Origin of the sequence: Marinobacter fonticola, assembly GCF_008122265.1 — a bacterium.
Classification (GTDB): Bacteria; Pseudomonadota; Gammaproteobacteria; order Pseudomonadales; family Oleiphilaceae; genus Marinobacter_A; species Marinobacter_A fonticola.
This window is the reverse complement of record NZ_CP043042.1, coordinates 1020405-1045616: the sequence shown is the minus strand read 5'-3', so window position 1 is coordinate 1045616 and position 25212 is coordinate 1020405. Positions and strand designations below refer to the sequence as shown.

Sequence of the window (25212 nt, the reverse complement as noted above, 5' to 3'; positions counted from 1 at the left end):
GTTACCTCACTCGAATTAACAGGCGGCGCATTTTAGCAGAATGGGCGTTGGGGGCGTACCCTACAAAGCCCCTTATCGAGACTCAGATCAGCCGCCGGTGGCATTCATGAAGCGCAGGATCTGGGGTTCGCTGTCGTGAGAGAAATAATGCCGCTCTGGTTTGAGACGCATGGCGTCGTGCAGCGCCTTCTGAACAGCAAGGTCGTCGCCAGGACGAGAGCGGATGATGTCCCGAAAATCCATGGAATGCTCGTTTCCCAAACAGAGCAATAATCGACCTTCGGTCGTCAGCCGGACCCGGTTGCAGTCGCCACAGAAATTATGGCTGTGCGGCGAAATGAAGCCGATGCGGTTATCGTAACCCGGGACACGCCAATAGCGAGACGGCCCACCCGTGTCGTCGGCAATCAGTTCGAGCTGGAATACCGACGACAGCTCGTCACGAATCTCCTCGCTGGAGCAGAAAGCCTCGGCCCGGTCGTGTTCGGTAATCACGCCCAGCGGCATTTCCTCGATAAAGCTGATATCCAGCCCCTTGTCCAACGCAAAACGCACGAGAGGAACGACCTCATCGGCATTGCGGCCCTTGAGCACGACAGCGTTCAATTTTGTGCGCTCGAAGCCGGCGGCTTCAGCTGCATCGATACCGCCCAGAACGCGCTCCAGCTTGCCGATACGGGTCAATTCACGAAAACGTGCCGGGTCCAGGCTATCCAGGCTGATGTTCAGCCGGTCGACACCCGCTGCCTTTAGCGGCGCCGCGAATTCCTCTAGCCGGCCACCGTTGGTGGTCATGCACAGTTCACGTAAACCGGGCAGCTTGCGTAGGTTTTCCACGAGGCCGACGACTCCGGGCCGAACGAGAGGCTCGCCACCGGTCAGACGTATTTTGGAAACCCCGCAAGCCACTAAGTTGCGGGCGATGACCTCTATTTCCTCGAGGGAAAGGATTTCAGATTTCGGCAGGAAGGTCATGTCTTCCGACATACAGTACACACAACGGAAGTCGCAGCGGTCCGTGACGGAAATGCGGACGTAGGTCACTTCCCGTCCGAAATTGTCAACCAATGCTGCAGTCATGATTCAAGTCCTCTGCCAGTGCCCGGAACGTCCGCCTTTCTTTTCCAACAACCGTACGCCTTCAATTTCCATGCCACGGTCCACCGCCTTGCACATATCGTACAAGGTTAAGGCGGCAATATTGGCGGCTGTGAGCGCCTCCATCTCCACGCCGGTTTGGCCGGCAAGGCGGCAAGCGACCTCAATATGCACGCCGGTGGGCGCCTCTGTTTTGGGCGTTAATGCCACCTTAACAGATGTCAGGTTCAAGGCATGACATAGCGGGATCAGCTCATGGGTTTTTTTTGCAGCCATAATCCCGGCTATACGGGCGACGGCCAGCACGTCCCCTTTGGGATGCTCACCGTCGACAATCTTGGCTACGGTTTCCGGCAACATACGGATGAACGCTTCAGCGCGCGCTTCGCGGCTGGTGACGGTTTTTTCCGTCACATCCACCATGCGCGCTGCGCCGGATTCATCGAGATGGGTTAGTTCACTCACCAGCCTCTCCTTAAGATACTCATTGACGTGGCCACCAAGCGCCAATAGCGGCGACGCCCTGTCCTCCAGCCTCCCGTGCGCTCTCAATGTCGCTCCAGTTGAGGCCCCCCAACGCATAAACGGGAATGGTTGCACCCGCGGTCCGGTCGCTGAAAGCAGACCAGCCCAGGGAGCGCGCCCCAGGGTGACTGGCCGTGGCCAAGACCGGCCCCAACGTCGCAAAATCGGCGCCAATGCGGGCGGCGTGGTCCAATTCGTCACGGTCATGACAGGATACGCCCAACCAAGCGCCATTGGCCAACGGCCGCCCCCGCAATTGCGAGGCGATACGCCAGGGCAAGTGCACGCCCGCCGCCGGTATGCGCCTTAGCAAATCCGGCTCACCGTGCAGCATAAGCCGGATATCGTGTTGGCGGGTCCAGCTCAGCATGCGGCGGGCAAGGGACGCGTAGGCCGACGGTGTTAACCAGGGCGCCCGCAACAGAAACCACTCCGGGCGGAGGAGCGCCAGCCGAGAACACAGGGTCGTAAATAGCTCCCCTTCATCCAGCTCTGCCCCGCCTGTAACGGGATAGCTTTCCGGCAGTCGCAATGCGCGGATGATGGGCCGATTGGCTGCCGGGAACTGATCGTCCCGAAGCGACGACTGATCGAGCCACTGTACCTGCTGCCCCTCACGCCCGTGAGGTTCCCCGTCGAACTGGTCGGTCGACCAGACGTCCAGGAACACGCGCTTGTCACCGTAGTCATGGCGTATACCAATAACGGGGCGCAAGGACCCGGGGTCGATATGGATCGCCACTTCCTCTAAGAGCTCCCGAGCCAGCGCGTGCTGAACGCTCTCGCCCGCCTCAACCTTACCACCGGGAAACTCCAGCAGACCGCCCTGATGGGCGTGATCCGGGCGCCGTGCAATCAAGACTTCACGACCTCGCCGTACCACACCGACCGCAACATGGACTTCTTTCATCATCAGGTTCGGTATTCGGCGTTAATCGTGACGTAATCGTGAGACAGGTCGCAGGTCCAAACGGTTTCCGCAATTTCGCCCCGGCCGAGAGCCACCCGGATGGTAATATCGGACTGATTCATCACCCCCTGCCCGCGGGTCTCGGTATAGTCCGCTGCACGGCCGCCGTTGCGGACGAGCGCCACATCGCCGAGATCGATTTCGATAGCCGACAGATCGAGGTCCGGCACACCGGCGCGGCCAACCGCCGCGAGAATTCGGCCCCAGTTGGGGTCGGACGCAAAAATCGCCGTCTTTACCAGCGGTGAGTGGGCAATCGTGTAAGCCACGTCCAGCGCTTCCTGGGTATTACCCGCCTGTTCGACCCGCACGGTGATGAACTTGGTCGCGCCTTCCCCGTCGCGAACAATAGCGTGGGCCAGCGTCATGAAGATCTCTCGCAAGGCGTCACGGAACGCCGGCAAATGTTCACTGTCCCGGGTTATCCGGGGCGCAGAACTCTTACCGGTCGCGACGAGCATGCAGGCATCGTTGGTGGACGTATCGCCGTCGATGGTAATGCGATTGAAGGAGTGCTCACCCAGCTCCGAAACCAGCGTCTGCAGAAGGTCGGGCTCGATATCGGCATCCGTGGCGATAAAGCCCAGCATGGTGGCCATATTCGGCCGAATCATGCCCGCACCCTTGCTGATGCCGGAGATATGAATCGCCTCGCCATCAAGTTCCAGACGGCGCGTAGCACCCTTGGGCAGGGTATCGGTGGTCATGATGCCGTGTGCGGCCTCTGACCAGTTGCCTTCCGCCAGGTTATCCAGAGCGGCCGGCAAGCCGGTACAGATCTTCTCCACCGGCAAGGGCTCACCGATGACACCGGTGGAGAATGGCAGAACCTGCTCCGGCTGAAGACCCGCTAACTCCGCCAGGGCAGCACAGCACGCTTCGGCGTCGACCATGCCCTTCTCGCCGTTCCCGGCATTAGCGTTACCGGTATTGATTAACAGGAAGCGGGGTGCCGCTTTGCTTAAATGGTCCCGCGTGACCAGCACCGGCGCTGCGCAAAACTGATTGCGGGTGAATATGCCCGCTACCTGCGCGCCGTCGTCCAGTGCAAACAAAACCAGATCGCGCCGGCCCGGCTTCTTGATACCGGCTCGGGCAATCCCCAAGCGCAGGCCGGCAACAGGATAAAACTCCGGCAAAGGCCCCAATCCAACCGCCATGCATCTCTCCTCAAATGCAAAAAACGCCCGCTATTTCGGCCCACCAACTGGCAGCTCCGATACAGCGGACGTCGCTATTACATAGGTGACTGCCACATAGGTGACCGTTACATTGCTCGCCCGCGAGGGCGAATCAGCGCCTGCCTGTCAGGTCAGGCCACGCGACCGTGGCACTGCTTGTACTTCTTGCCGGAGCCGCACGGGCATAGCTCGTTACGTCCTACTTTGCGTTCGCTGCGCACAAAAGTCTCTGGCTGAGTCTGTTGCCCTTCGGCTCCGGACTGCCCGCTTTCTCCGCTCTCACCGGCAGCTTCCGCCGTTGCACTGGTCTGTTCGTGACGTAGCTTGGCGGCCGCCATCTGGCGCTCGAGCTCTTCACGACGACGGCGTTCGATTTCCGCCATTTCCTCTTGTCCTTGAACCCGGACATGGCAGAGGATCCGCGTGACGTCACGCTTCATCGCATCGAGCATGTTTTCAAACAGAGTAAAGGCCTCGCGCTTATACTCCTGTTTCGGGTTCTTCTGAGCATAGCCTCGCAGGTGGATGCCCCGGCGCAGGTGGTCCATATTCGCCAGGTGCTCTTTCCACAGGGTGTCCAGCACCTGTAGGAAGACCTGCTTTTCGAAGTTGCGCATGGCCTCAGCGCCGGCGACCTGCTCTTTCTCCGCGTATGCTTTGACGATTTCCTCAAGGATGCGCTCGCGCAGCCGCTCTTCGTAGAGACGGTTATCCTCATCCAGCCATGCTTGTATCGGCAGTTCAATAGCCATCTCCGACTGGAGCTGGGCCTCAAGCCCGGCCACGTCCCACTGCTCAGCCATACTCTGTGGCGGAATGTACTCGCTGACCACGGTATCGACCACATCTGCGCGCACAGTCGTGACCAGCTCGCTGATATCCTTCGAGGACATGATCTCGTTTCGCTGCTCGTAGATCACGGTCCGCTGGTCGTTGGCCACGTCGTCGTATTCCAGCAGCGTCTTGCGCATGTCGAAGTTGCGGCCCTCGACCTTGCGCTGGGATTTTTCGATGGCGTTGGTCACCATGCGATGCTCGATAGCCTCGCCCTTCTTCATGCCCATGGCCTGCATGATGTTTTTCACACGGTCCGGGGCGAAGATACGCATCAGGTTGTCTTCCAGCGACAGGAAGAAGCGAGACGAGCCCGGATCACCTTGACGACCCGCACGGCCACGCAGCTGGTTATCGATACGACGGGACTCATGGCGCTCGGTCCCGATAATATGAAGACCACCAGCCTCGAGAACCTTGTTGTGCGTCTCCGTCCACTCAGCCTTGACGCGCGCGACCTGCTCCTCGGACGAGTTCTCAAGCTCGGCAGCTTGCTCTTCCCAGTTACCACCCAGCACAATATCGGTACCTCGGCCTGCCATGTTGGTGGCAATCGTCACGGCGCCCGGCCGGCCCGCCTGGGCTATAACGTGAGCTTCCCTCTCGTGCTGTTTGGCGTTAAGAACGTTGTGGTCGATTTTGGCCTTGCGCAACAGCATGGACAGCAATTCCGACGCTTCGATGGAACCCGTACCCACCAGCACCGGCCTTCCTTCGCTGGTCACGTCTTTTATCTCATCGATAATCGCCTGGAATTTTTCTTCCTGAGTGAGGTAGACGAGATCGTTGTAATCAATACGCTGGATCAGCCGGTTAGGTGGAATTACCACCACGTCCAATCCGTATATCTGACGGAATTCGAATGCTTCGGTATCGGCCGTACCGGTCATGCCCGCCAGCTTGTTATAGAGACGGAAGTAGTTCTGGAAAGTGGTCGATGCCAGGGTCTGGCTTTCGGCCTGGATGTTAACGCCTTCTTTGGCTTCGATTGCCTGGTGAAGGCCTTCGCTCCAGCGGCGACCGGGCATGGTGCGACCCGTGTGTTCGTCAACGATCACCACCTGGCCGCCCTGGATGATGTAGTCCACATCTCGCTGAAACAGATGATGAGCGCGCAACGCCGAGTGAACGTGATGCAGCAGGCTAAGGTTGGTAGCGGAATAGAGACTGTCCCCTTCCTCCAATAGCTCCTTCTCGATCAGCAGCTCTTCGACTTTTTCATGACCACCCTCGGTCAGTTCGACTTGACGGCTTTTCTCGTCGACAGTGAAGTCGCCGGTAGGATCGCCTTCTTCCGGCACTTCGCCCTTCTCAAGGTTTGGTACCAGTGTGTTTACGGCCTGATAGAGCTTGGAACTATCCTCGGCGGCGCCGGAAATAATAAGCGGTGTGCGGGCTTCGTCGATAAGGATCGAGTCCACTTCGTCGACGATGGCATAATTCAAACCGCGCTGAACCTTGTCGGCCGTGCTGAATGCCATATTGTCGCGTAGATAATCGAAACCGAACTCGTTGTTGGTCCCGTAGGTAATGTCAGCGGCATAGGCCTCTCGCTTGGACTGGGCATCCTGACCAGCCTTGATGACCCCGACCTGCATACCCAGGAAACGATAGATCTGCCCCATCCAGTCAGCGTCGCGCTTGGCCAGATAGTCGTTGACGGTCACCAAGTGCACCCCGTCACCCGATAGGGCGTTGAGGTAGACGGACGCGGTAGCCACCAGGGTTTTACCCTCACCGGTTTTCATCTCGGCGATGTGACCTTCGTGAAGCGTGATACCACCGATCAGCTGGACATCGAAATGCCGCATGCCCAGAACACGCTTACCGGCCTCTCGCACGGTGGCGAATGCCTCCGGCAACAGCTGGTCCAGGCTCTCTTCCTCTTCCAGGCGACGCCGGAATTCAGCCGTCTTACCCTGCAGCTCGGTATCCGACAGCGCGCCAAACGCCTCCTCCAACTCATTGATACGCATCACGGTCTTGCGCATACGCTTGATTTCGCGGGCGTTCTTACTACCGAATATTTTCGTTGCGAGGTTCGTGAACATAGACCACTGCTTCTTTAATTAACGAAATGCACCACACGGCCCGGTCTGGCCATGGACGCCTGCATACTTGGGAACCGCTGAACAACGCCTGGGGCACCTCGACGCACTCTGAAGGCTGTAGCTGCAGTACTACGGCATACCGGCGCCACTCGCCGGGACAGGCCATCATGCCCCTCGCCAAGAGCCGCAAAGCGGCAGAGGCAGCTTTCAGAGCGCGCCTTTCGGGGCTCTCAGAGCGACCCAGGCGCTGTTCAGATGCTCCTTAACCATTTCATTCCGGAGAAAGGCCTCTGCGAAGATACGCGCGATGGGACATGGGGAGTCATCCCGGACATGCCTTTCCGAGACGGCATTCTAACCTTATTTCTTTTGAGGGCGAAAGGCACGGCCTTGCCATGGAGGCCTGCATCACATCACAACCCTTTTGCATCGATCATTCGAGTGAGGCCAGCTAGCCTTTTGACCCCGAACCGAGACTACTCTGCCTGGCGCCATCGGCCCAGCATCAACACTCAATCCATCCACTATCCTGACACAAAAAAAGCCACTTTGGGGGCTCAAAGTGGCTTTCAGGCGTCTCAGCGACTGGCGCGCTGGATATAATCCTCAGGGTTCTGGCTCTTGCCGTTACGGCGCACTTCAAAATGCACGTGCGGCCCCGTCGAGCGCCCGGTACTGCCCATCAAGGCAACCACCTGGGCCTTTTGCACAACATCGCCAACGCTCACCTTGATAGATTTGCAGTGACCATAGCGAGTCACCAGACCGTCGCCATGATCGATCTCGACCAGGTTGCCGTAGCCATACCGATCACCGGCGAAGGTCACGACACCGGCGGCCACTGCAATAATGTCGCTACCGTCTTTACCGGCCAGGTCCACACCGTCGTGCCAGGTACGCTTGCCGGTGAATGGGTCGGAACGGTATCCGTAGCGCGAGGAGAGCCAACCCCAGGTAATCGGCCGGCCAGCCACGAAACGCTCGTCTTCGATGCGGGCCCGTGAAAGCAATTGATCCAACAAACGTAACTGCTGCTCACGATCGCTAATGCGCGCGTCGAGCTGATCAATCATTGCCGTCAATTCGGGTGTCGTGAACGACTCCCCGATGGCCGGTTGTTCCGGGCCACCGACCGCAGGCGTCTGATCGAAATTGAATTCGCCGTTATCCAGCCTCGCCGATTCCACCAGGCGCTGACCCAACGCGTCGAGCCGCAGTACGCGTCCCTGCATCTGACCCAGACGCAGTGTCAGGGCATCAACCTGCTGACCGGTGATCTGACGCACCTCACGTAGGCTTGTTTCCTGTTCGGACAACCGCGCCGCCCAACTATTGACCAGTGACGGCGAGGCACCATAGTTCACCGGCTCAGGAACAACCGCGCCCAGCCGGTAACCGCCCCAGCCTGCGCCCGCCACCAATGCCGCAAGGAGCAGCAGAACGCTAAAAGCTGAAAGTAGATTCAAGCGAACCGAGCGGGACTGTCCCCCACTCTTGCTAACGAATATGATATTCATAGTTTTGTTGTCACGCACCAAAGTAGCCCTCCATCTATCCAGAGAAAAGCCACTTAACACGACCGACTGCCTCGGCACCCATCGCCAGATTGCGGGCATCATCCACAGCGCTTAAAGCAATACCTCAGCCCCAACGCTTGTCCGAGTGCTCAATCATGGGCAGTCGTGGATCAACCCCGAGCACTGAAGAATTCAGCACTGGACAGGCATCGATCCGAAAAGGTAAAACAAGTGTAATGTAGGTGGCATCCACAAACCGTGCCAAATAGTAACCAATCGTAACCGCAACCGTCGAGCGCTACAGCGGAGCCTCTGAGCACCCATGACGAGACATCAGCAAAGCGACAGCGACCTCATATCGCCGGCAACCCCATGACTCGAAAGACCAACCTTGTCCTTAGCCCGACCGACACGCGGCTGGAGCCCAACTTGCGCCGCCTGCTGGCCAATGCGGAAATTCACCGCCGGGCAGAAAAGACCGTCCTCGGAGCCATACCGGACAATCTTCGCGTCCATTGCCGGTTTCTGAGTTACCACGACGGCGATCTGGCGCTTTCTGCCGATGGCAGTGTCGTGGCGAGCCAGGTGCGCCTGCGTCAACGGGAGATTCTGGAACAGCTCAGGAAGGCACCGGACTTTCAGTATGCATGGCGCCTGAAGGTCAAAGTCAGCCCACCCAGAGCGATGGAAAAAGCGGTCGCGAAGTCAGAGCCGCTCAGTAACGAAAATGCCCGGCTCCTGAAACAGGAAGCCGGGCATACGAAGGACGAAGGCTTACGCGAAGTTCTCGAAAAACTGTCTCGTCACATTAAAGACTGAGCCTCCCGCTCAAGCCTGAGATACGAGTACGGGCTTGAGGTACGAAATGGGCGCCGTGGCTTCATCCTCGAAGGTCACTACTTCCCATGCATCCTCTTCCGCCCGCAGTTTGCGCAGCAGCTTATTATTCAGGTCGTGACCCGACTTCAGGCCGCGGAACTCGCCGATCAGGCTGTTGCCCAACAGATAAAGGTCACCAATGGCGTCCAATACCTTGTGCTTGACGAACTCATCATCATAGCGCAGACCATCCTCGTTCAGGATCTTGTAATCATCGACCACGATGGCATTGTCCACACTGCCGCCCAGCGCCAGGTTCATCGAACGCAACTTCTCGATATCGCGCATGAAGCCAAAGGTGCGGGCTCGACTGACTTCTTTCACGAAAGAAGTGGACGAGAAATCGACCGTGGCATTCTGAGCACGGCCCTTGAACACCGGGTGATCGAAATCAATGCCGAAACTAACTTTGAAGCCCTCGAACGGAAGGAACGTAGCCTTCTTATCGTCTTCCTCGACAGTGACTTCCCGCTTGATACGAATAAACCGCTTGGGAGAATCCTGCTCGGCAATGCCCGCCGATTGCAGAAGGAAAACGAAAGGTCCGGCACTGCCGTCCATGATGGGCACTTCAGCTGCACTCAGCTCGACATAGCAATTGTCGATACCCAGGCCAGCCATCGCTGACAGCAAGTGTTCGACAGTCGCCACACGGACATCCTGCTTGACCAGTGTCGTGGAGAGCATGGTTTCGCCGACGTTTTCAGCGCACGCCTTGATCTCAACGACCGGATCTAGGTCGGTTCGACGAAACACTATCCCCGTCTCGACCGGCGCAGGCTTGAGCGTCAGATAGACTTTCTCACCCGAGTGCAAACCGACCCCGGTCGCACGGATGGTGTTTTTGAGCGTACGTTGTCTGATCATCGTACAAAATCCGTCACAAAAGTTAGATATTATTCGGGCAAAATACTGCACGAAGTTTACCAGAAAGTAGCACTGCACACCATTTAACCAATCGGTAATTACCGAAGGCTTAGGCCTATCACCTTCTTAGCTTTTTCCTATCTCATCCCGAATCCGTATTGAGACAGTTTATCAATCCGCCTGACGACGCAAGAATGCGGGAATATCGAGATAGTCGACACTCTGCTCATCGCCATCACGCTCTTGATCGATAGCCACGTTACCATTAGCCACTGCACGACGACGTAGAACGGCCGGGCGATCCAACTGGTGATAATCTGTCTTGCCATCCAGTGTCCGGGTGTTGTCCACCACCTTGGTCGGCTTCTCGCGGTCGCCGCCCAGGCCGGTAGCCACGACAGTGACCTTCAGCTCGTCGGTCATTTCCGGATCAATGACGGTACCTACAACCACCGTGGCCGAATCGGATGCAAATTCGCGCACAATGTCGCCAACCTCGGAGAACTCGCCCAGGTTGAGGTCCATACCCGCGGTGATGTTGACCAGGATGCCTTTCGCGCCCTGCAAGTTGATATCTTCCAACAACGGGCTGCGAACAGCCGCTTCGGCCGCTTCACGCGCACGGTTTTCGCCAGTGGCGCGAGCCGTACCCATCATCGCCATGCCCATTTCGGACATCACGGTTTTCACATCGGCAAAGTCGACGTTAATCATGCCGTTGCGGGTAATGAGGTCAGCAATACCCTGGACCGCGCCCAGCAGCACGTCGTTGGCAGCAGCGAAGGCATCCAGCAGACTAGTCTTCTTGCCCATCACTGCAAGCAGTTTTTCGTTAGGAATCGTAATCAGCGAGTCGACGCTGTCTTCCAAATCCTTCAGCCCGGACTCGGCGACAGACATGCGCTTACCGCCTTCGAAGGTGAACGGCTTGGTAACCACAGCCACGGTCAGGATGCCCAATTCACGAGCCACCTCGGCTACAATCGGCGCAGCACCGGTGCCGGTACCGCCGCCCATGCCGGCCGTGATAAAGACCATATCCGCGCCCTGCAGGGCTTCGGCGATACGGTCGCGATCCTCCAAGGCCGCCTGACGACCAACTTCAGGGTTGGCACCCGCGCCCAAGCCCTTAGTGATATTGCCCCCCAACTGGATGACCTGCTTGGCCCCCATGTCGGTCAGTGCCTGTGCGTCCGTATTGGCGCAAATAAAATCCACGCCTTCGACATCGCTGGACAGCATGTGACGTACGGCGTTACCGCCGCCGCCGCCAACACCGATCACTTTTATTACGGCATTTTGTTGCACATTATCAACAAGTTCGAACATTTCCCCTACTCCTTCGTATTAGTTTTCCGACCTTTTCCGGCCGATATTTTTTCGAGATACCTTCGTCATTACTCTGGCCGGACGTACCGGCGCAACCACCGTAGAACCGGCTATCAGAAATTGCCTGTAAACCAGCTCTTCATGCGCTCGAACAGCGAAGGGGCATCCTCACTGCGGAGCGCAGGTCCCTTGCCCAGATCCATCTGGCGGAACCCATAGATCAACAATCCAACCCCGGTGGCATAGATCGGGTTATTGACTACATCTTTCATACCGGAGACCGACTGCGGTGAAGCCAGCCTGACCGGCATGTGAAATATTTCCTCAGCCAGCTCGACGACGCCTTCCATCGTCGATGAGCCGCCGGTAATCACCACACCCGCCGGGATCAGGTCCTCGAATCCCGACCGGCGCAATTCGGTCTGCACCAGGGTGAACAGCTCTTCGTAGCGAGGTTCAACCACTTCCGCCAGGGCTTGGCGGGACAGATCGCGCGGTGCACGCTCGCCCACGCTGGGCACCTTGATGGTTTCATCGGCGCCCGCCAGCTGCGTTAGCGCGCAGGCGTACTTGATCTTGATTTCCTCGGCATTCTGAGTGGGTGTACGCAGGGCCATGGCAATGTCGTTGGTGACCTGGTCGCCAGCGATGGGGATCACCGCGGTGTGCCGGATCGCCCCACCCGTAAATACCGCGATATCGGTGGTACCGCCGCCGATATCGACAACACAGACGCCCAGCTCCTTCTCATCCTCAGTCAATACCGCATAGCTTGAAGCCAGCTGCTCGAGAATGACGTCATCTACATCCAGACCGCAGCGGCGCACACATTTCTCGATGTTCTGCGCCGCATTCACCGCGCAGGTCACCAAATGAACCTTGGCTTCCAGGCGCACGCCCGACATACCCAGGGGTTCTTTGATGCCCTCCTGGTTATCGATCACGAACTCCTGGGGCAGGATATGGAGCACTTTCTGGTCTGCGGGAATCGCCACCGCCTGGGCCGCATCGATCACTCGGTCGATGTCTGCCTGAGTCACCTCCCGGTCCCGGATAGCGACGATGCCGTGGGAGTTGAGGCTGCGGATATGGCTACCGGCGATGCCCGCATACACGGAATGGATACGACAGCCGGCCATCAGCTCCGCCTCCTCCACCGCCCGCTGGATGGCATGCACCGTCGTCTCGATGTTAACCACGACACCGCGCTTGAGCCCCCTTGACGGGTGCGAACCGATGCCGACGATCTCGATGGTGCCGTCCAGTTTGCGCTTGCCGACAATGGCCACCACTTTAGAGGTGCCGATATCCAGGCCGACAATCATGTTTTCCGTTTCAACCCCTGACATGTGTTTCACCAGATGAATGGTCTATGAATTTTTCTCAGGCGCTTTCTCAAGCGTCTTCCAGCGCACGGCTACACCGTTGGTATACCGTGCGTCAATGCGTTCCACTTCGTCCGCTCGCGCGGCCAGACGTTGTTGATAGACGGTCAGAAAACGTTCGAACCGGTTTTCCACCTGATCCCGTCCCAACGCCACTTCGATGCCGTTACCGCCGTTACCAATGTGCAGCGTCCAGGCGCCACGCTTCTCAAGCGTTAATCCGTTGAACCCGATACCGGTTTCATGCAGCTCGTTGGCCATGGACCGGGCCAGGGCCAACACCTCTTCCACCCGGTCGTCTGGTCCGGCCAGGTGTGGCAAGGCCCCAGCCGCCTGCGAGTTCACCGGCTCGAATAGATGCCCGGAGCGCCCGATAATCTGCCCCTGATTCCAATAGGCCAGCGGGCGCTCCTCACGGACCTCCACCGCCAACCGGTCCGGCCAGACCCGACGCACTGCTGCGGATTCAACCCAGGGTTCGCGCTCGACCAGTCGCTTGACGTCTTCCAGGTCAGTGGCGAAGAAACTGCGCCCCACCAGACTGCGCAACTCCATGGCCAGTTTCTGCCGGTCCAAGCCTTTGAGTTCGCCCTTGATTTCTACATCCGCAATTTGGCGGTCAAGCGCATTCAGTGCAGCACCTGTCCCCCATGGCACCAAACCGGCCAGGACCAGCACCCCAGCGCCTAGGGAGAGCTGGAGCCAAGGCAAAGCGCCCAACCAGCCCAAGATCACCAGCAGCGGATTGAAGCGTTCCCGCTCCGGTTCGGTCGATGTCGCCCCACGTCGGCGCGGAGGCTCCGGCGGCTGACGCATGCGAAGATGCATCAGATCAAGCATCGGAACCCTCCAGGGCTTCGCCAACCAGGGTATCGGCCAGGATACGCACCACCAGTTCCTCGAAACTCATCCCGGCCGCTCGGGCGGCCATGGGCACCAGGCTGTGATCGGTCATACCGGGCACAGTGTTCACTTCCAGAAGCCAGAACTCGCCGTCCGCATCCTGCATAATGTCCACTCGCCCCCACGTGCGGCAGCCGACCACGCGGAATGCTTCCAGTGCCAGCTCCTGCAGACGCACCTCGTCGTCGGGCGGCAGGCCACAAGGCACCCGGTACTGGGTATCGTTGCTCAGGTACTTGGCGTCGTAATCGTAAAACACATGGTCAGTGCTCAGCCCAATCGCCGGCAGCGCGTGCCCTTGCAACAGGCTGACGGTGAATTCCGGGCCTTCAATCCATTCTTCCACCAACACCAGCGGATCGTGCTCGCTGGCGACCTGATAGGCGTCGATCAACTCATCCCGGTTAGTTACTTTGCGAATCCCGATGCTGGAACCTTCTCTCGACGGTTTTACGCTCAGCGGCACCCGCAGGCTGGACAAAATACTATCGGCCGCATTGGCCGAGGCCATGGTGCAGAACTTGGGCGTTGGCAATCCGCAACCTTCAAATACGTACTTGGTGCGCAATTTATCCATCGCCAACGACGAGGCCAGAACCTCACTACCGGTGTAGGGAATACCGGCCTCGGACAAAATGGCCTGGATGGTGCCATCTTCGCCGCCACGCCCGTGCAGTGCGATAAATGCACGATCGAAACCGGGATTCTCTACCACAGACAGCAGGCTACCCTGAACGTCCACACCGTGCGCATCCACGCCAGCCGCGATCAGGGCATTGAGTACGGCATCGCCACTGTTCAGGGAGACCGCACGCTCAGCCGAATCGCCGCCCATCAGAACCGCCACACGTCCAAACGCCCGGACCAAGTCCGGCTCGGCACGATAATTGGGTACCGTCATGAGACACCTCCGGGTTTCAGGCCGGAAGCCGCTAAGCGGGAGGCAAGCCCTCCGATATCCCCGGCTCCCTGGGTAAACAGAACATCGCCGTCCTTCAGGGTCGTTGTCAGTAGATGCTCGACCTCGCTTTCGTCCTCGACAAAGATCGGCTCAACATCGCCTCGCTGGCGAATGCTGCGACACAGACTGCGGCTATCGGCCCCCGGAATAGCCGGCTCGCCAGCGGCGTAGACATCCATCAGCAGCAATGCATCCACATCGGACAGCACCTTCACGAAATCCTCATAGAGATCCCGGGTACGGCTGTATCGGTGGGGCTGGTAGAGCATAACCAGTCGACGATCCGGCCAGGCTTCGCGGGCAGCACGGATCACCGCGGCGACTTCCGTGGGATGGTGGCCATAATCGTCGATCATGGTTACCGTACCCTGCTCGATCGGATAGTCACCGTACACCTGGAAGCGCCGGCCCACACCGGCAAAACCGGACAAGCCACGCGTAATGGCGTCGTCCTCCACGCCTTCGTCGGACGCGACCGCAATGGCAGCCAGAGCGTTGAGTACATTGTGTCGCCCCGGCATGCGCAGCGACACCTCGAGATCCGAGCGGTTGCCGGGTCGTTTAACGAGGAAGTGCGTACGCAGACCGTCCGACTGGATGTCGACGGCGCGGTAGTCGGCCTCAGGGTCATCGATGCCGTAGGTAATGATGGCCCGGGAAATACGTGGGATAACCTCACGCACGTAGTCATCGTCGGTACACATGACTGCAACGCCGTAGAACGGCAAGTTGTGCAGAAAGTCCACAAAGGTCTGCTTCAGCCGCTCCACGTCGCCACCATAGGTGTGCATGTGATCGGCTTCGATGTTGGTCACCACGGAGATGACCGGCGTCAGATGCAGGAAGGAAGCATCGCTCTCGTCCGCCTCGGCCACGAGGTAACGGGAACCACCCAGTTGCGCATTGGTACCGGCGCTGTTGAGTTTGCCCCCGATAACGAAGGTCGGGTCCAAACCCGCCTCACCCAGCACCGAAGCGATCAGGCTCGTCGTCGTGGTCTTGCCATGAGTGCCTGCCACCGCGATGCCATGCCGGTAGCGCATGATTTCCGCCAGCATTTCGGCGCGCGGGACAATAGGCACGCGCCGGTGGCGAGCCGAGGTCACCTCCGGGTTGTCGGATTTCACGGCGGTGGAGACGACCACCACATCGGCATCGGAACTGTTTTCTTCCCGGTGGCCGATGAAGATTTGGACACCCAGCCCTTGTAGACGGTCGGTGACCGCACCGGCCTTGAGATCAGAACCGGATACCTCATAGCCCTGATTGTGCAGTACTTCTGCAATACCGCACATACCGGCGCCGCCGATTCCCACGAAATGAATCCGGCGGATCCGGCGCATTTCCGGAACCTGATACACCAGTGGCGGATTCGTTACTTCAGCCATGGGCCGCCTCCAAACAATAATTCACAACGCGCTCCGTAGCATCGGCGCGGGCCAGCGAGCGGGCCGCGTCAGCCAGCGCCACAACCTTGTTGCGATCGCTGACCAGCGGACTCAATGCTTCGACCAGCACCTCTTCAGTCAGTTTGTTCTGTGGGATCAAAATGGCAGCGCCGGCTTTCACCATCTGCTGACCATTCAATGTTTGATGATCGTCCACCGCATGCGGGAACGGTACAAGAATTGCCCCCAATCCCACCGCACACAGTTCGGCAATCGTTAACGCGCCGGAACGGCAAAGCACCACGTCCGCCCAGCTATACGCTGCAGCCATATCCTTGATGAATGGCTCCAGTTCTGCCTCCACACCTGCTGCCTTGTAATAGCCTTCGGTGCTCTCCAGATTCTTCGTGCCACACTGGTGACGCACGGTGGGCCGCTCATTTTCCGGTACGAGCGCCAGGGCCTTCGGCAGAACGGCATTGATGGCCTGGGCGCCGAGGCTGCCGCCCAGGACCAGCAGCCGTATCGGCCCTTCACGCCCGGCCATGCGCTGCTGCGGCATGTCGATCGTCGCCAGGTCGCTGCGCACAGGGTTGCCGGTATAGCGTGTAATGACCTGACTGCCAAAACTGTCCGGAAACGCTTCCATCACCGTTTTGGCAAACTTAGCCAGAATACGGTTGGTCATCCCGGCGATGGCATTCTGCTCATGCACCAACAAAGGCGTGCGCGTCAGCCAGGCCGCCACTCCACCGGGCCCCGTCACGAAGCCGCCCATGCCGATCACACAATGAGGCTGTATCTCCCGAACCACACTAAGCGCCTGCTTCAGCGCGCGGACCAACCGGAACGGCGCCATCACCAGCGCCAGAGGACCCTTCCCCCGCAGACCGGATACGGAAATGGTCGACAACGGGATATCGGTCTCGCCAATCAACCGCTCTTCCATTCCGCCGCGCGAGCCCAACCAAAAAACCTCGTGGCCCTGTTGCTGCAGCCGGCGGGCGGTGGCTAATGCAGGAAACACATGCCCGCCTGTGCCGCCAGCCATGATCAGGAAACGCTTAGTCGTCATAGCGTGCGCCTCCCTTTGGTTTGCTGCCCTTGTCCGCCTGCTCCAACCGGTCCAGGCGTTCCATTTCGATACGCGCCAATACGCCGATACACACGCAGGTGGCCAACAAACTGCTGCCGCCATAGCTGACCAGCGGCAGAGTCAGACCCTTGGTGGGGAGCAGCCCTGTATTCACGGCCATATTAATGGCGGCCTGAAGGCCAATCAGCAACGTGAGTCCATAGCCAAAGCACGACGCGAACGGCATCCCGGCCGCTTCCGCCCGCCGGGAAATCAGTAACCCGACCCAGACCAGCAAACCGAACAGAACAAGAACAGCCAGCGATCCAAGCAGACCAAATTCCTCGGCGATAATGGCAAAAATAAAGTCGGTATGGGCCTCCGGCAGATAGAACAGCTTCTGGATCGAATTGCCCAGCCCAACCCCGGTCCACTCGCCGCGGCCGAACGCGATCAGCGACTGAGTCAGCTGGTAGCCGGTATCGAACTGGTCCTGCCAGGGATCCAAGTAAGACACCACCCGCTTCAACCGGTAGGGCTGAAAGACAATCAGCGCAGCGCCCATCGCCAGACAGACAGCAATCAGCGGCAAGAACCGGCTCAGGCGCACGCCGCTGAGGAAAATCATGCCCAGGGCGGCAGCCATCAGCACGACTGTGGCACCGAAATCCGGCTCGATGACCAGCAGTACCGACGCGAACGCCAAAACCATAACCGGCTTAAGGAAGCCCAGCCAGGTGTTAACCAACTCGTCGCGGCGACGAACCACATAGCCAGCGAGGTAGGCAATCAGGCAAATCTTGGCGACTTCGGAGACTTGCACGTTGAACAGACCCAGCGGAATCCAGCGGGTCGATCCATTGACCGTCCGACCCAGCGGGGTCAGCACCAGCGCCAGGATGAGCAGGCCGACGCCCAATAACAGCCATCCGCTACGTTCCCACCAGCTCAATGGCACGTTCGCCACGACCAGAGCCACACCGATGCCCAGCAATGCGTAAAGGAATTGCCTGCCAATGTAGTAGTAGGCGCTGTCCATATTTTGAGCTGCGGTATCCATGGAGGCCGAGCCAATCATCACTACACCCACCAGCAAAAGACTGATCGAGCTGAAGATCAGAAGCGACAGCGGCTGAATACCGCGATACCGGGGCGTCGCCATCAGGTGCAGGGACAGATTCATATCAACGCCTCCACCTGCCGGATAAAGGCCGCACCGCGCGCCTCGTAGTTCGCAAACATATCCAGGCTGGCGCAGGCTGGCGACAGCAGAACCCTATCGCCCGGTTGTGCCTCGCGTGCTGCGGTTTCGACGGCAGCGGAGAGGTCCTTGACCCGGGAGACGGGCACCTGTTCGGCCAGGGTATCTTCCAGCCGCGCCGCGTCCTTACCGAAAACCGCAACATGGCGGCATGTCCGGCGAACGACATCACGCAGCGGCGCAAAATCGGCGCCCTTGCCGTCGCCGCCCGCAATCAGAACTACCTGCCCATCCGCTGGCTTCAGGCTATCCAGCGCGGCTACTGTGGCACCGACATTGGTGCCCTTGGAATCGTTGATATAGCCGACACCGTTTACCTCGCGGACAAACTGGCAGCGGTGTGGCAGGCCTTCGAATCGCCGCACCACCTCCAGCATCGTGTCCATCGGCAGCCCGACGCAGTCGCCCAGTCCCAGGGCGGCCATGATATTCAGCAGGTTGTGGCGGCCCATCAGCTTTAGCTCGTCGGCGCGGATCAGGTTGTCAAAGCCGTAGGTGATCCAGAGCTGGCCGTCCTCGTCCCGCAGGCTAAACGTTTCCGGGTTGATCCGGTGCTGGCCGTAAGCACGGAAACTCAGATTATCCCGAGCCATGGGCTGGCTCAGCGCATCGTCAAGGTTGATCACGGCTTTCTTGCATCCGTTATAGATGCGCTGTTTGGCCTGAAAATACGCCATCTTCGTGGGATAACGATCCATATGATCGTCGGTGACGTTGAGAATTGCGGCCGCTTCCGCACCAAGCTCGTCCGTCGTTTCGAGCTGGAAGCTGGAAAGCTCAAGCACATAGAGTTCGACCGCATCATCCAACAAGTCCAGCGCTGGCGTTCCGATATTGCCGCCCACGGCGACCCGCACACCTGCTGCTTTTGCCATCTCCCCAACCAGCGTCGTGACCGTGGTTTTGCCGTTTGATCCGGTGATGGCCACGACCGGCGCTTGGGCCGCCTGGCTGAACAGATCGATATCACCGCGAATCCACGCGCCCTGATCCCGCGCGCGGGCGATAGCCGGTGTCTCGATACTGATGCCCGGGCTCACGATCAACTCATTGAAGCCAGCGAAATAGTCGGCGTCGAAATCGCCGCAGTGAACCGGCACGTCGGAAAACCCCGCGCGCAATTCATCCAGTCCTGGCGGATTGGCGCGCGAATCGGCCACAGCCACGGACCGCCCCTGCGCTTGCAGGTAGCGCACGCAGGAGAGCCCGGTCTTACCGAGCCCTACAACCAATGTGCGACGATCTGAAGTTATGACACTCATCAACAGTCCAACCGATTTAACGGATCTTCAATGTAGCCAGGCCCACCAGGACCAGGACCACGGTTACCACCCAGAACCGCACGATGACGCGGGGCTCGGGCCAACCTTTCAGTTCAAAATGATGGTGCAGCGGCGCCATCCGGAATATCCGCCGGCCGGTCAGGCGGAACGACGCCACTTGCAAAATGACCGAGACCGTTTCCATCACGAACACACCGCCCATAATGAAAAGCACCAGCTCCTGGCGCGCGATCACCGCTACGACACCCAGTGCCGCGCCAAGCGCCAGTGCCCCTACGTCCCCCATAAAGACCTGGGCGGGATAAGTGTTGAACCAGAGAAAACCCAGGCCAGCCCCGACCAGCGCACCGCAAAACACAATCAGCTCGCCGCTGCCGGGCAGATGCGGAATCAGCAAGTACTCGGCAAACTGGACGTGGCCGGAGAGGTAGCAAAAAATCGCTAGCGCAGCCGCCACCATCACCGTAGGCATGATCGCCAGGCCATCCAGGCCGTCCGTTAGATTCACCGCGTTACTGCTGCCGACAATCACGAAGTAGGTCAGCAGGATAAAGACGACGGGCCCCATCTCCAGGCTGACGTTCTTGAAAAACGGCAGCAGCAATGACGTCTCCTGCGGAAGGCTGGACGAATAAAACAGAGCAACCGCTGCCCCGGCGCCGACAACCGACTGCCAAAAGTATTTCCAGCGCGCCGGTAACCCACGTGGGTTGCGCTCGACCACTTTGCGGTAATCGTCGACCCAGCCAATAGCACCGAAGCACAGTGTGACCAGCAACGTGACCCACACATACCGGTTGGTCAGATCTGCCCAGAGCAACGTACTGACAGCAATCGCCACCAAGATCAACGAGCCGCCCATGGTTGGGGTGCCGGCTTTGCTCAGGTGGGTTTGCGGGCCATCGTCCCTCACCGCCTGACCGATCTGATACTGACCCAGCTTGCGAATCATGTAGGGACCAATGATCAGCGAAATCATCAGTGCAGTCAGCACACCGAGAATGCCGCGCAGAGTGAGGTAACGGAATACCGTCAGCTCGTCGAAATACTGGGCCAGGAAATCCGTTAGCCAGAGCAACATCAGTTATTTACCTTATCGAGCAATGCTCTGACCACGTTATCCATGGCAGAACTACGAGAACCCTTAACCAGAATCGTCATCGGGGGCGACCTGTGCGCCAAAAGCCAATCCGCTGCGGCTTCATGCGATTCGAATTGTTGTGCGCCGGGGCCAAAGCCCCGCACGTAACCTTCCGTGCCACGGCCCACGACCAGTAAGTGAGCGATGCCTAATTGCGCTGCAACAGCGCCGATCTCTTCATGCAGCCGCTCCTCCTCCGGCCCCAATTCAGCCATGCGCCCCAGAACGGCAGCGCCCGTTCCGTCCTGCTCCGCAAGGTGCTGCAACGCCGCCTTCATCGACGTCGGGTTGGCGTTGTAACTATCGTCTATGAGATTGACGCCGGACTGTAACGCAATCTTTTGCAAACGACCTTTAACGGGTTTTAATTCGCTCAAGCCTTTTTTGACCGACTCATCGCTGGCCCCCAACTCGCGGGTTGCCGCAATTGCCATCAAGGCATTCAACAGGTTGTGCGCGCCTGGAAGCTCAAACTGAATGTCCTGTGTCCAGCCTGACGGCCCGACAACCTCGCATATCGACTGGCCATCTTTGGAGCGAACATTACGATAGTGATAGTCGGCACCGGAGTCGGCTGCGGCACTGACCGTCAGCACTCGGCGCTGGCCTGCCCGCGTGCGCCATACCGGGCAAGCCGGATCGTCAGCATTAAGAACGACAGCGCCGTCGGAGGCGACACCGTCAATGATTTCGCCCTTGGCCGCGACGATATTTTCGTAACTGCCAAAGCCTTCGAGATGAGCTTCGCCTGCGTTAGTCAACACCGCGACCTCGGGGCGCGCCAGGTTAACGGTGTAGGCAATTTCCCCCATACCGCTGGCGCCCATCTCGATCACGGCGTACCGATGTGCCGGCTGCAACCGGAAGAGGGTCAGCGGTACGCCTATATGGTTATTCAGGTTGCCTTGCGTCGCCAGGGTTTCGCCTTCCTGGCGAAGGATCGCCGCCAGCATTTCCTTGACGGTGGTTTTGCCGCTGCTGCCCGTCACACCGACGCACCGCGCCGGACTCGCCAGCCGATTTCCCAGCGCCAGCTGCCCCAGGGCCTGCAGCGTATCGCTCACCTCCAGTTGCGGCGCAGAGGCGCCTTCCTGCATCTGGTCAACGACCGCTGCCACAGCCCCGGCATTTATCGCTTGCTGGACATAGGCATGGCCATCAAAGCGCTCTCCACGTAATGCCACAAACAGGTCCCCGGGCTGAATCGTCCGCGTGTCGGTCGATACGCCGGTATAGGCTATCGCTGAGGCTATGGGCGCGGCTCCGGTCATTTCTGCCGCATCTTGCAGGCTGAAAGGCTGCATCATCGCTCGCTCTCCCTGTCGACCAACGCCTGGCGAACGACGCCGGCATCACTGAAATCAAAGCGTGTGCCGCGCACCTCCTGGTAGGTTTCATGGCCCTTGCCGGCGACCAGCACAACATCCCCCGGCTGGGCATCGAATATTGCCTGACGAATAGCGGCCTCACGGTCATGTATCGTCACGACCGTGGACGTCTGCCCGAAACCACTCATTATCTGCTCTACAATCGTCGCAGGATCTTCGCCCCGGGGATTGTCGTCGGTCACGATAACTCGGTCGGCGACGCTCTCGGCCACGGCAGCCATTTCCGGACGCTTTCCGGGATCGCGATCGCCGCCGCACCCGAATACACACCACAACCGTCCCTCGACGTGAGGTTTGAGGGCGTCCAGGGCATTACTCAGCGCATCGGGCGTGTGGGCGTAATCCACCACAACGCTAACCCCCGAGGCGCCGGCAAACCGCTCAAGTCGACCTGCCGGCGGGACCAGACGCTGGACGCCAGCCTGGACATCGTCAACGGAGATACCGAGCTGAAGCGCTGCAGCCGCAGAAGCCAATACGTTGCTGATATTGAAGCGCCCCATCAGCGCGGCCGATACAGTGAGCAACCCCCACTTCCCGTCAAACTGAGCATCGAAACCATCGGCGTGAGCATTAAGGCTCTTCAACCACAACTCGGTCTGGGCCTCGTGGAGGCTGTAACGAATACGATCGCACTCGCCCTCAAGCTGTTCGTATAGCTGGCGCCCGAAAGGATCATCGAAATTGATAACAGCAAACTCCAGACCGTTCTGCCGAAACAACAGTTTCTTGGCCTCGCCATAGGCGTCCATGCTGCCGTGATAATCGAGGTGATCACGCGTCAGGTTGGTGAAAATAGCGCCTCGAACATGGACATCGTCGACTCGGCCTTGATCCAGGGCATGGGACGAAACTTCCATCGCCACAGCTTTGCCGCCAGACACTCGAATGCGGTGCAAAACCTGATTGATGCGTACCACGTCCGGCGTCGTGTGAGTGGCGGGCGTCATTTGGCCGCCAACACCATAGCCGAGCGTGCCGATCACGCCACACGAATGCCCCGCATAGGACAGTAACTGGCTCAAATACTGGGTCACCGAGGTTTTACCATTGGTGCCGGTGACGCCAATGATATCCATATCGCTGGACGGCGAACGGTAAAAGCGATCGGCGATAGCGCCCATCTGGCGCTTGAGTTCCGGCACGCTCACGATCAGGGAGCCGAACTGCTCGTAACAGGGTTGAGGATGTTCCGTTTCCAGCAAAATGGTCACGGCGCCCGCAGCTATCGCGTCGGCCATGTAGTGATCGGCTGGCGTGCGAGCACCACTTACGGCGATAAAAGCGTCGCCGGGCTTAACCTCGCGGCTATCGGTCGCCAGACCATGAATAGCGACGTCGAATACCGAAGGGACGTCGACGATAGGATCTAGCAGGGCGCTCAGGGATGACATGCACATAGCTTACCCCCGGTCCTCTGAAGCCTGGCCAGGCTTGGCGGCCAGGTCGCCGCCCGTACCGAGTTCAGGACGAACGTTAAGCAAACGGAGCGCGTCACCCATTACCCGTGCAAACACAGGCGCGGCGACTTCGCCCCCGTAGTATTCTCCCCCCTGAGGGGCATCCACGGCGACCACGCAAACAATACGCGGGTTATCGACCGGCGCCATGCCAGCGAAGATGGCCTTGTACTTACTATCCTCGTAACCGCCGGCGCCAACCAGGTGTACAGTTCCGGTCTTGCCGCCCGCTTCGTAGATACCGATCTGTGCTCGCTTGCCGGTTCCTTTTTCAACAACCGCCTTGAGCATCTGTCGCACTTCGGCGGTGACATCTTCGGATAGCACCCTCTGGCCCTGCGGTGGCTCCGAGCGCTTCATCAAGCTCAACGGGTAACGTATGCCACCATTGGCCAGCACCATGTAGGCCTGGGCAAGCTGAAGGGCGTTGACGCTCATGCCGTAACCGTAGGACAGTGCCGCCACTTCAACCGGCCGCCAACGCGGTGGAGCAGGCAATACGCCCACGGCCTCGCCCGGAAAGCCAATACCCGTGGCCTGCCCCATACCTACGCGGAAGAACATATCCCGCACGATGTCTCCGCCAAGCTCGCCCGCTACCTTGGCCATGCCGACGTTACTTGATTTCGAAATGATGCCATTCAGGTTGAGCACTTTGTAGTTGCTGGTATCACGAATGGTGTAGCGCCCAAACCTTAGAAAACCGGGCGACGTATCCACCTGGGTCTCTGGCGTGAACTTACCCGACTCCAGTGCCGCCGCGGCTGTGACCGGCTTCATCGTCGACCCGGGCTCAAACAGATCGGTGATCGCCTTATTTCTCAAATTACCCGGATCGAGCTGGCGCCTATCGTTGGGGTTGTAGGACCCCTGATTAACCATAGCGAGCACCTCGCCGGTATCCACGTCGAGCATGACCAGCGTTCCGCCCTTGGCATCATGGGCCCGGACGACGGCTTTCAGTTCGCGATAAGCCAGATACTGGAGGCGAAGATCAAGGCTCAGGGCAACGTCCCGCCCCGGACGCGCATCTTTGACGAGGCTGAGATCCTTGATCACGTGCCCGCGATTGTCCTTGAGCACGCGCTTGCTGCCGCGCTCGCCGCTGAGCCAATCGTTGTAGGCCAGCTCGATACCTTCTTGGCCGCGCTCGTCGATATTGGTAAAACCGACGACGTGCGCAGTCACTTCGCCGGCTGGATAGTAGCGGCGATATTCGCGGCGGCTATAGATACCCGGAATGCCCAGGTCCATGACCTGGCGCGCCAGGTGGGGTTGCACCTTGCGGCTGACATAGATGAATTCGCGACTGGCGTAGCGTTCCAAGCGTGCGCGCAGCTTTCCTTCGCTGATGCCAAGCATGCGCGAGAGGGTCGCAAGGCGCGGATCGGTCCCATCCATTTCCGAAGGATTGGCCCAAACGGTTTCGACCGGCGTACTGACGGCCAGCGACTCGCCATGCCGGTCGGTGATCATACCGCGGTGAGCATCGATGGTTTCGGTACGGACGGTGCGCACGTCACCTTGTTTACGCAGGAAATCCTGGTCGACGACGTGCAGATCAACCAGCCGCCAGGCAAGCGCAACCATCACGACGAGAAACACGCCGAGCACGGATGCATGACGCCAGACTGAAAGCAGCGCTTTCAGCCGTTCCATCATGCTAGGTGCCGGCCTTTGTTCGGGCATGATCTAACCCTTTCCCTCGCGACGTTA

20 protein-coding genes are annotated in these 25212 nt (G+C 59.1%); 1 reads left to right on the top strand and 19 read right to left on the bottom strand.

What is annotated here, in order from left to right; genetic code table 11:
* Positions 1-87: 87 nt before the first annotated feature.
* From moaA to FXO11_RS04605, 6 genes are all read right to left on the bottom strand, one after another.
* Positions 88-1083: a GTP 3',8-cyclase MoaA gene (gene moaA / locus FXO11_RS04630; RefSeq protein ID WP_406565642.1), complete on the bottom strand. Its 996-nt coding sequence runs from the start codon at positions 1081-1083 to the stop codon at positions 88-90.
* Positions 1084-1521 carry a cyclic pyranopterin monophosphate synthase MoaC gene (gene moaC / locus FXO11_RS04625; protein WP_319945912.1) on the bottom strand — a complete coding sequence of 146 codons (438 nt, stop codon included), beginning with the start codon at positions 1519-1521 and terminating at the stop codon, positions 1084-1086.
* A gap of 61 nt (positions 1522-1582) precedes the next feature.
* Positions 1583-2533, bottom strand: a complete 951-nt coding sequence (locus FXO11_RS04620) for a Nudix family hydrolase (protein WP_148864792.1) — start codon at positions 2531-2533, stop codon at positions 1583-1585.
* A gap of 2 nt (positions 2534-2535) precedes the next feature.
* Positions 2536-3753 (bottom strand): bifunctional glutamate N-acetyltransferase/amino-acid acetyltransferase ArgJ, encoded by a 1218-nt coding sequence (argJ, locus tag FXO11_RS04615; protein WP_148861796.1) that lies wholly within the window; start codon positions 3751-3753, stop codon positions 2536-2538.
* A gap of 152 nt (positions 3754-3905) precedes the next feature.
* Positions 3906-6659: a preprotein translocase subunit SecA gene (gene secA, locus FXO11_RS04610; protein WP_148861795.1), complete on the bottom strand. Its 2754-nt coding sequence runs from the start codon at positions 6657-6659 to the stop codon at positions 3906-3908.
* Positions 6660-7237: 578 nt separating this feature from the next.
* Entirely contained in the window at positions 7238-8176 is a 939-nt protein-coding gene (locus tag FXO11_RS04605; protein ID WP_202980286.1) for a M23 family metallopeptidase, read from the bottom strand.
* A gap of 372 nt (positions 8177-8548) precedes the next feature.
* Between FXO11_RS04605 and FXO11_RS04600 the strand changes: the two genes are divergently transcribed.
* Entirely contained in the window at positions 8549-8995 is a 447-nt protein-coding gene (locus FXO11_RS04600; protein ID WP_148861793.1) for a DciA family protein, read from the top strand.
* A gap of 9 nt (positions 8996-9004) precedes the next feature.
* Here the strand turns inward: FXO11_RS04600 and lpxC are convergent, their stop codons facing one another.
* The 13 genes from lpxC to FXO11_RS04535 form a co-directional block, all read right to left on the bottom strand.
* Positions 9005-9922, bottom strand: coding sequence for a UDP-3-O-acyl-N-acetylglucosamine deacetylase (gene lpxC / locus FXO11_RS04595; RefSeq protein WP_148861792.1), 918 nt, complete (start codon positions 9920-9922; stop codon positions 9005-9007).
* Between the two features lie 171 nt (positions 9923-10093).
* A complete protein-coding gene (gene ftsZ, locus FXO11_RS04590) occupies positions 10094-11251 on the bottom strand; it encodes a cell division protein FtsZ (RefSeq protein ID WP_148861791.1) in 1158 nt (385 codons plus the stop codon).
* A gap of 113 nt (positions 11252-11364) precedes the next feature.
* Entirely contained in the window at positions 11365-12600 is a 1236-nt protein-coding gene (gene ftsA, locus FXO11_RS04585; protein ID WP_148861790.1) for a cell division protein FtsA, read from the bottom strand.
* A gap of 21 nt (positions 12601-12621) precedes the next feature.
* Entirely contained in the window at positions 12622-13476 is an 855-nt protein-coding gene (locus FXO11_RS04580; protein ID WP_148861789.1) for a cell division protein FtsQ/DivIB, read from the bottom strand.
* The gene (locus tag FXO11_RS04575) at positions 13469-14440 is read right to left on the bottom strand and encodes a D-alanine--D-alanine ligase (protein WP_148861788.1); all 972 of its coding nucleotides are present in this window, start codon (positions 14438-14440) and stop codon (positions 13469-13471) included. The genes FXO11_RS04580 and FXO11_RS04575 overlap by 8 nt, the downstream gene beginning before the upstream one ends.
* Positions 14437-15888, bottom strand: coding sequence for a UDP-N-acetylmuramate--L-alanine ligase (gene murC / locus FXO11_RS04570; protein WP_148861787.1), 1452 nt, complete (start codon positions 15886-15888; stop codon positions 14437-14439). The genes FXO11_RS04575 and murC overlap by 4 nt, the downstream gene beginning before the upstream one ends.
* A complete protein-coding gene (murG, locus tag FXO11_RS04565; RefSeq protein WP_148861786.1) occupies positions 15881-16963 on the bottom strand; it encodes an undecaprenyldiphospho-muramoylpentapeptide beta-N-acetylglucosaminyltransferase in 1083 nt (360 codons plus the stop codon). The genes murC and murG overlap by 8 nt, the downstream gene beginning before the upstream one ends.
* A complete protein-coding gene (gene ftsW / locus FXO11_RS04560) occupies positions 16953-18146 on the bottom strand; it encodes a putative lipid II flippase FtsW (protein ID WP_148861785.1) in 1194 nt (397 codons plus the stop codon). Before ftsW ends, murG begins: the two co-directional genes overlap by 11 nt.
* Positions 18143-19486: a UDP-N-acetylmuramoyl-L-alanine--D-glutamate ligase gene (gene murD / locus FXO11_RS04555; RefSeq protein WP_148861784.1), complete on the bottom strand. Its 1344-nt coding sequence runs from the start codon at positions 19484-19486 to the stop codon at positions 18143-18145. The genes ftsW and murD overlap by 4 nt, the downstream gene beginning before the upstream one ends.
* A 16-nt stretch (positions 19487-19502) precedes the next feature.
* Positions 19503-20588: a phospho-N-acetylmuramoyl-pentapeptide-transferase gene (gene mraY, locus FXO11_RS04550; RefSeq protein ID WP_148861783.1), complete on the bottom strand. Its 1086-nt coding sequence runs from the start codon at positions 20586-20588 to the stop codon at positions 19503-19505.
* Positions 20588-21955, bottom strand: a complete 1368-nt coding sequence (locus FXO11_RS04545) for a UDP-N-acetylmuramoyl-tripeptide--D-alanyl-D-alanine ligase (RefSeq protein WP_148861782.1) — start codon at positions 21953-21955, stop codon at positions 20588-20590. Before FXO11_RS04545 ends, mraY begins: the two co-directional genes overlap by 1 nt.
* Positions 21952-23436 carry a UDP-N-acetylmuramoyl-L-alanyl-D-glutamate--2,6-diaminopimelate ligase gene (locus FXO11_RS04540; RefSeq protein ID WP_148861781.1) on the bottom strand — a complete coding sequence of 495 codons (1485 nt, stop codon included), beginning with the start codon at positions 23434-23436 and terminating at the stop codon, positions 21952-21954. Before FXO11_RS04540 ends, FXO11_RS04545 begins: the two co-directional genes overlap by 4 nt.
* A gap of 3 nt (positions 23437-23439) precedes the next feature.
* Positions 23440-25185: a peptidoglycan D,D-transpeptidase FtsI family protein gene (locus FXO11_RS04535; protein WP_202980285.1), complete on the bottom strand. Its 1746-nt coding sequence runs from the start codon at positions 25183-25185 to the stop codon at positions 23440-23442.
* Between the last annotated feature and the right edge of the window lie 27 nt (positions 25186-25212).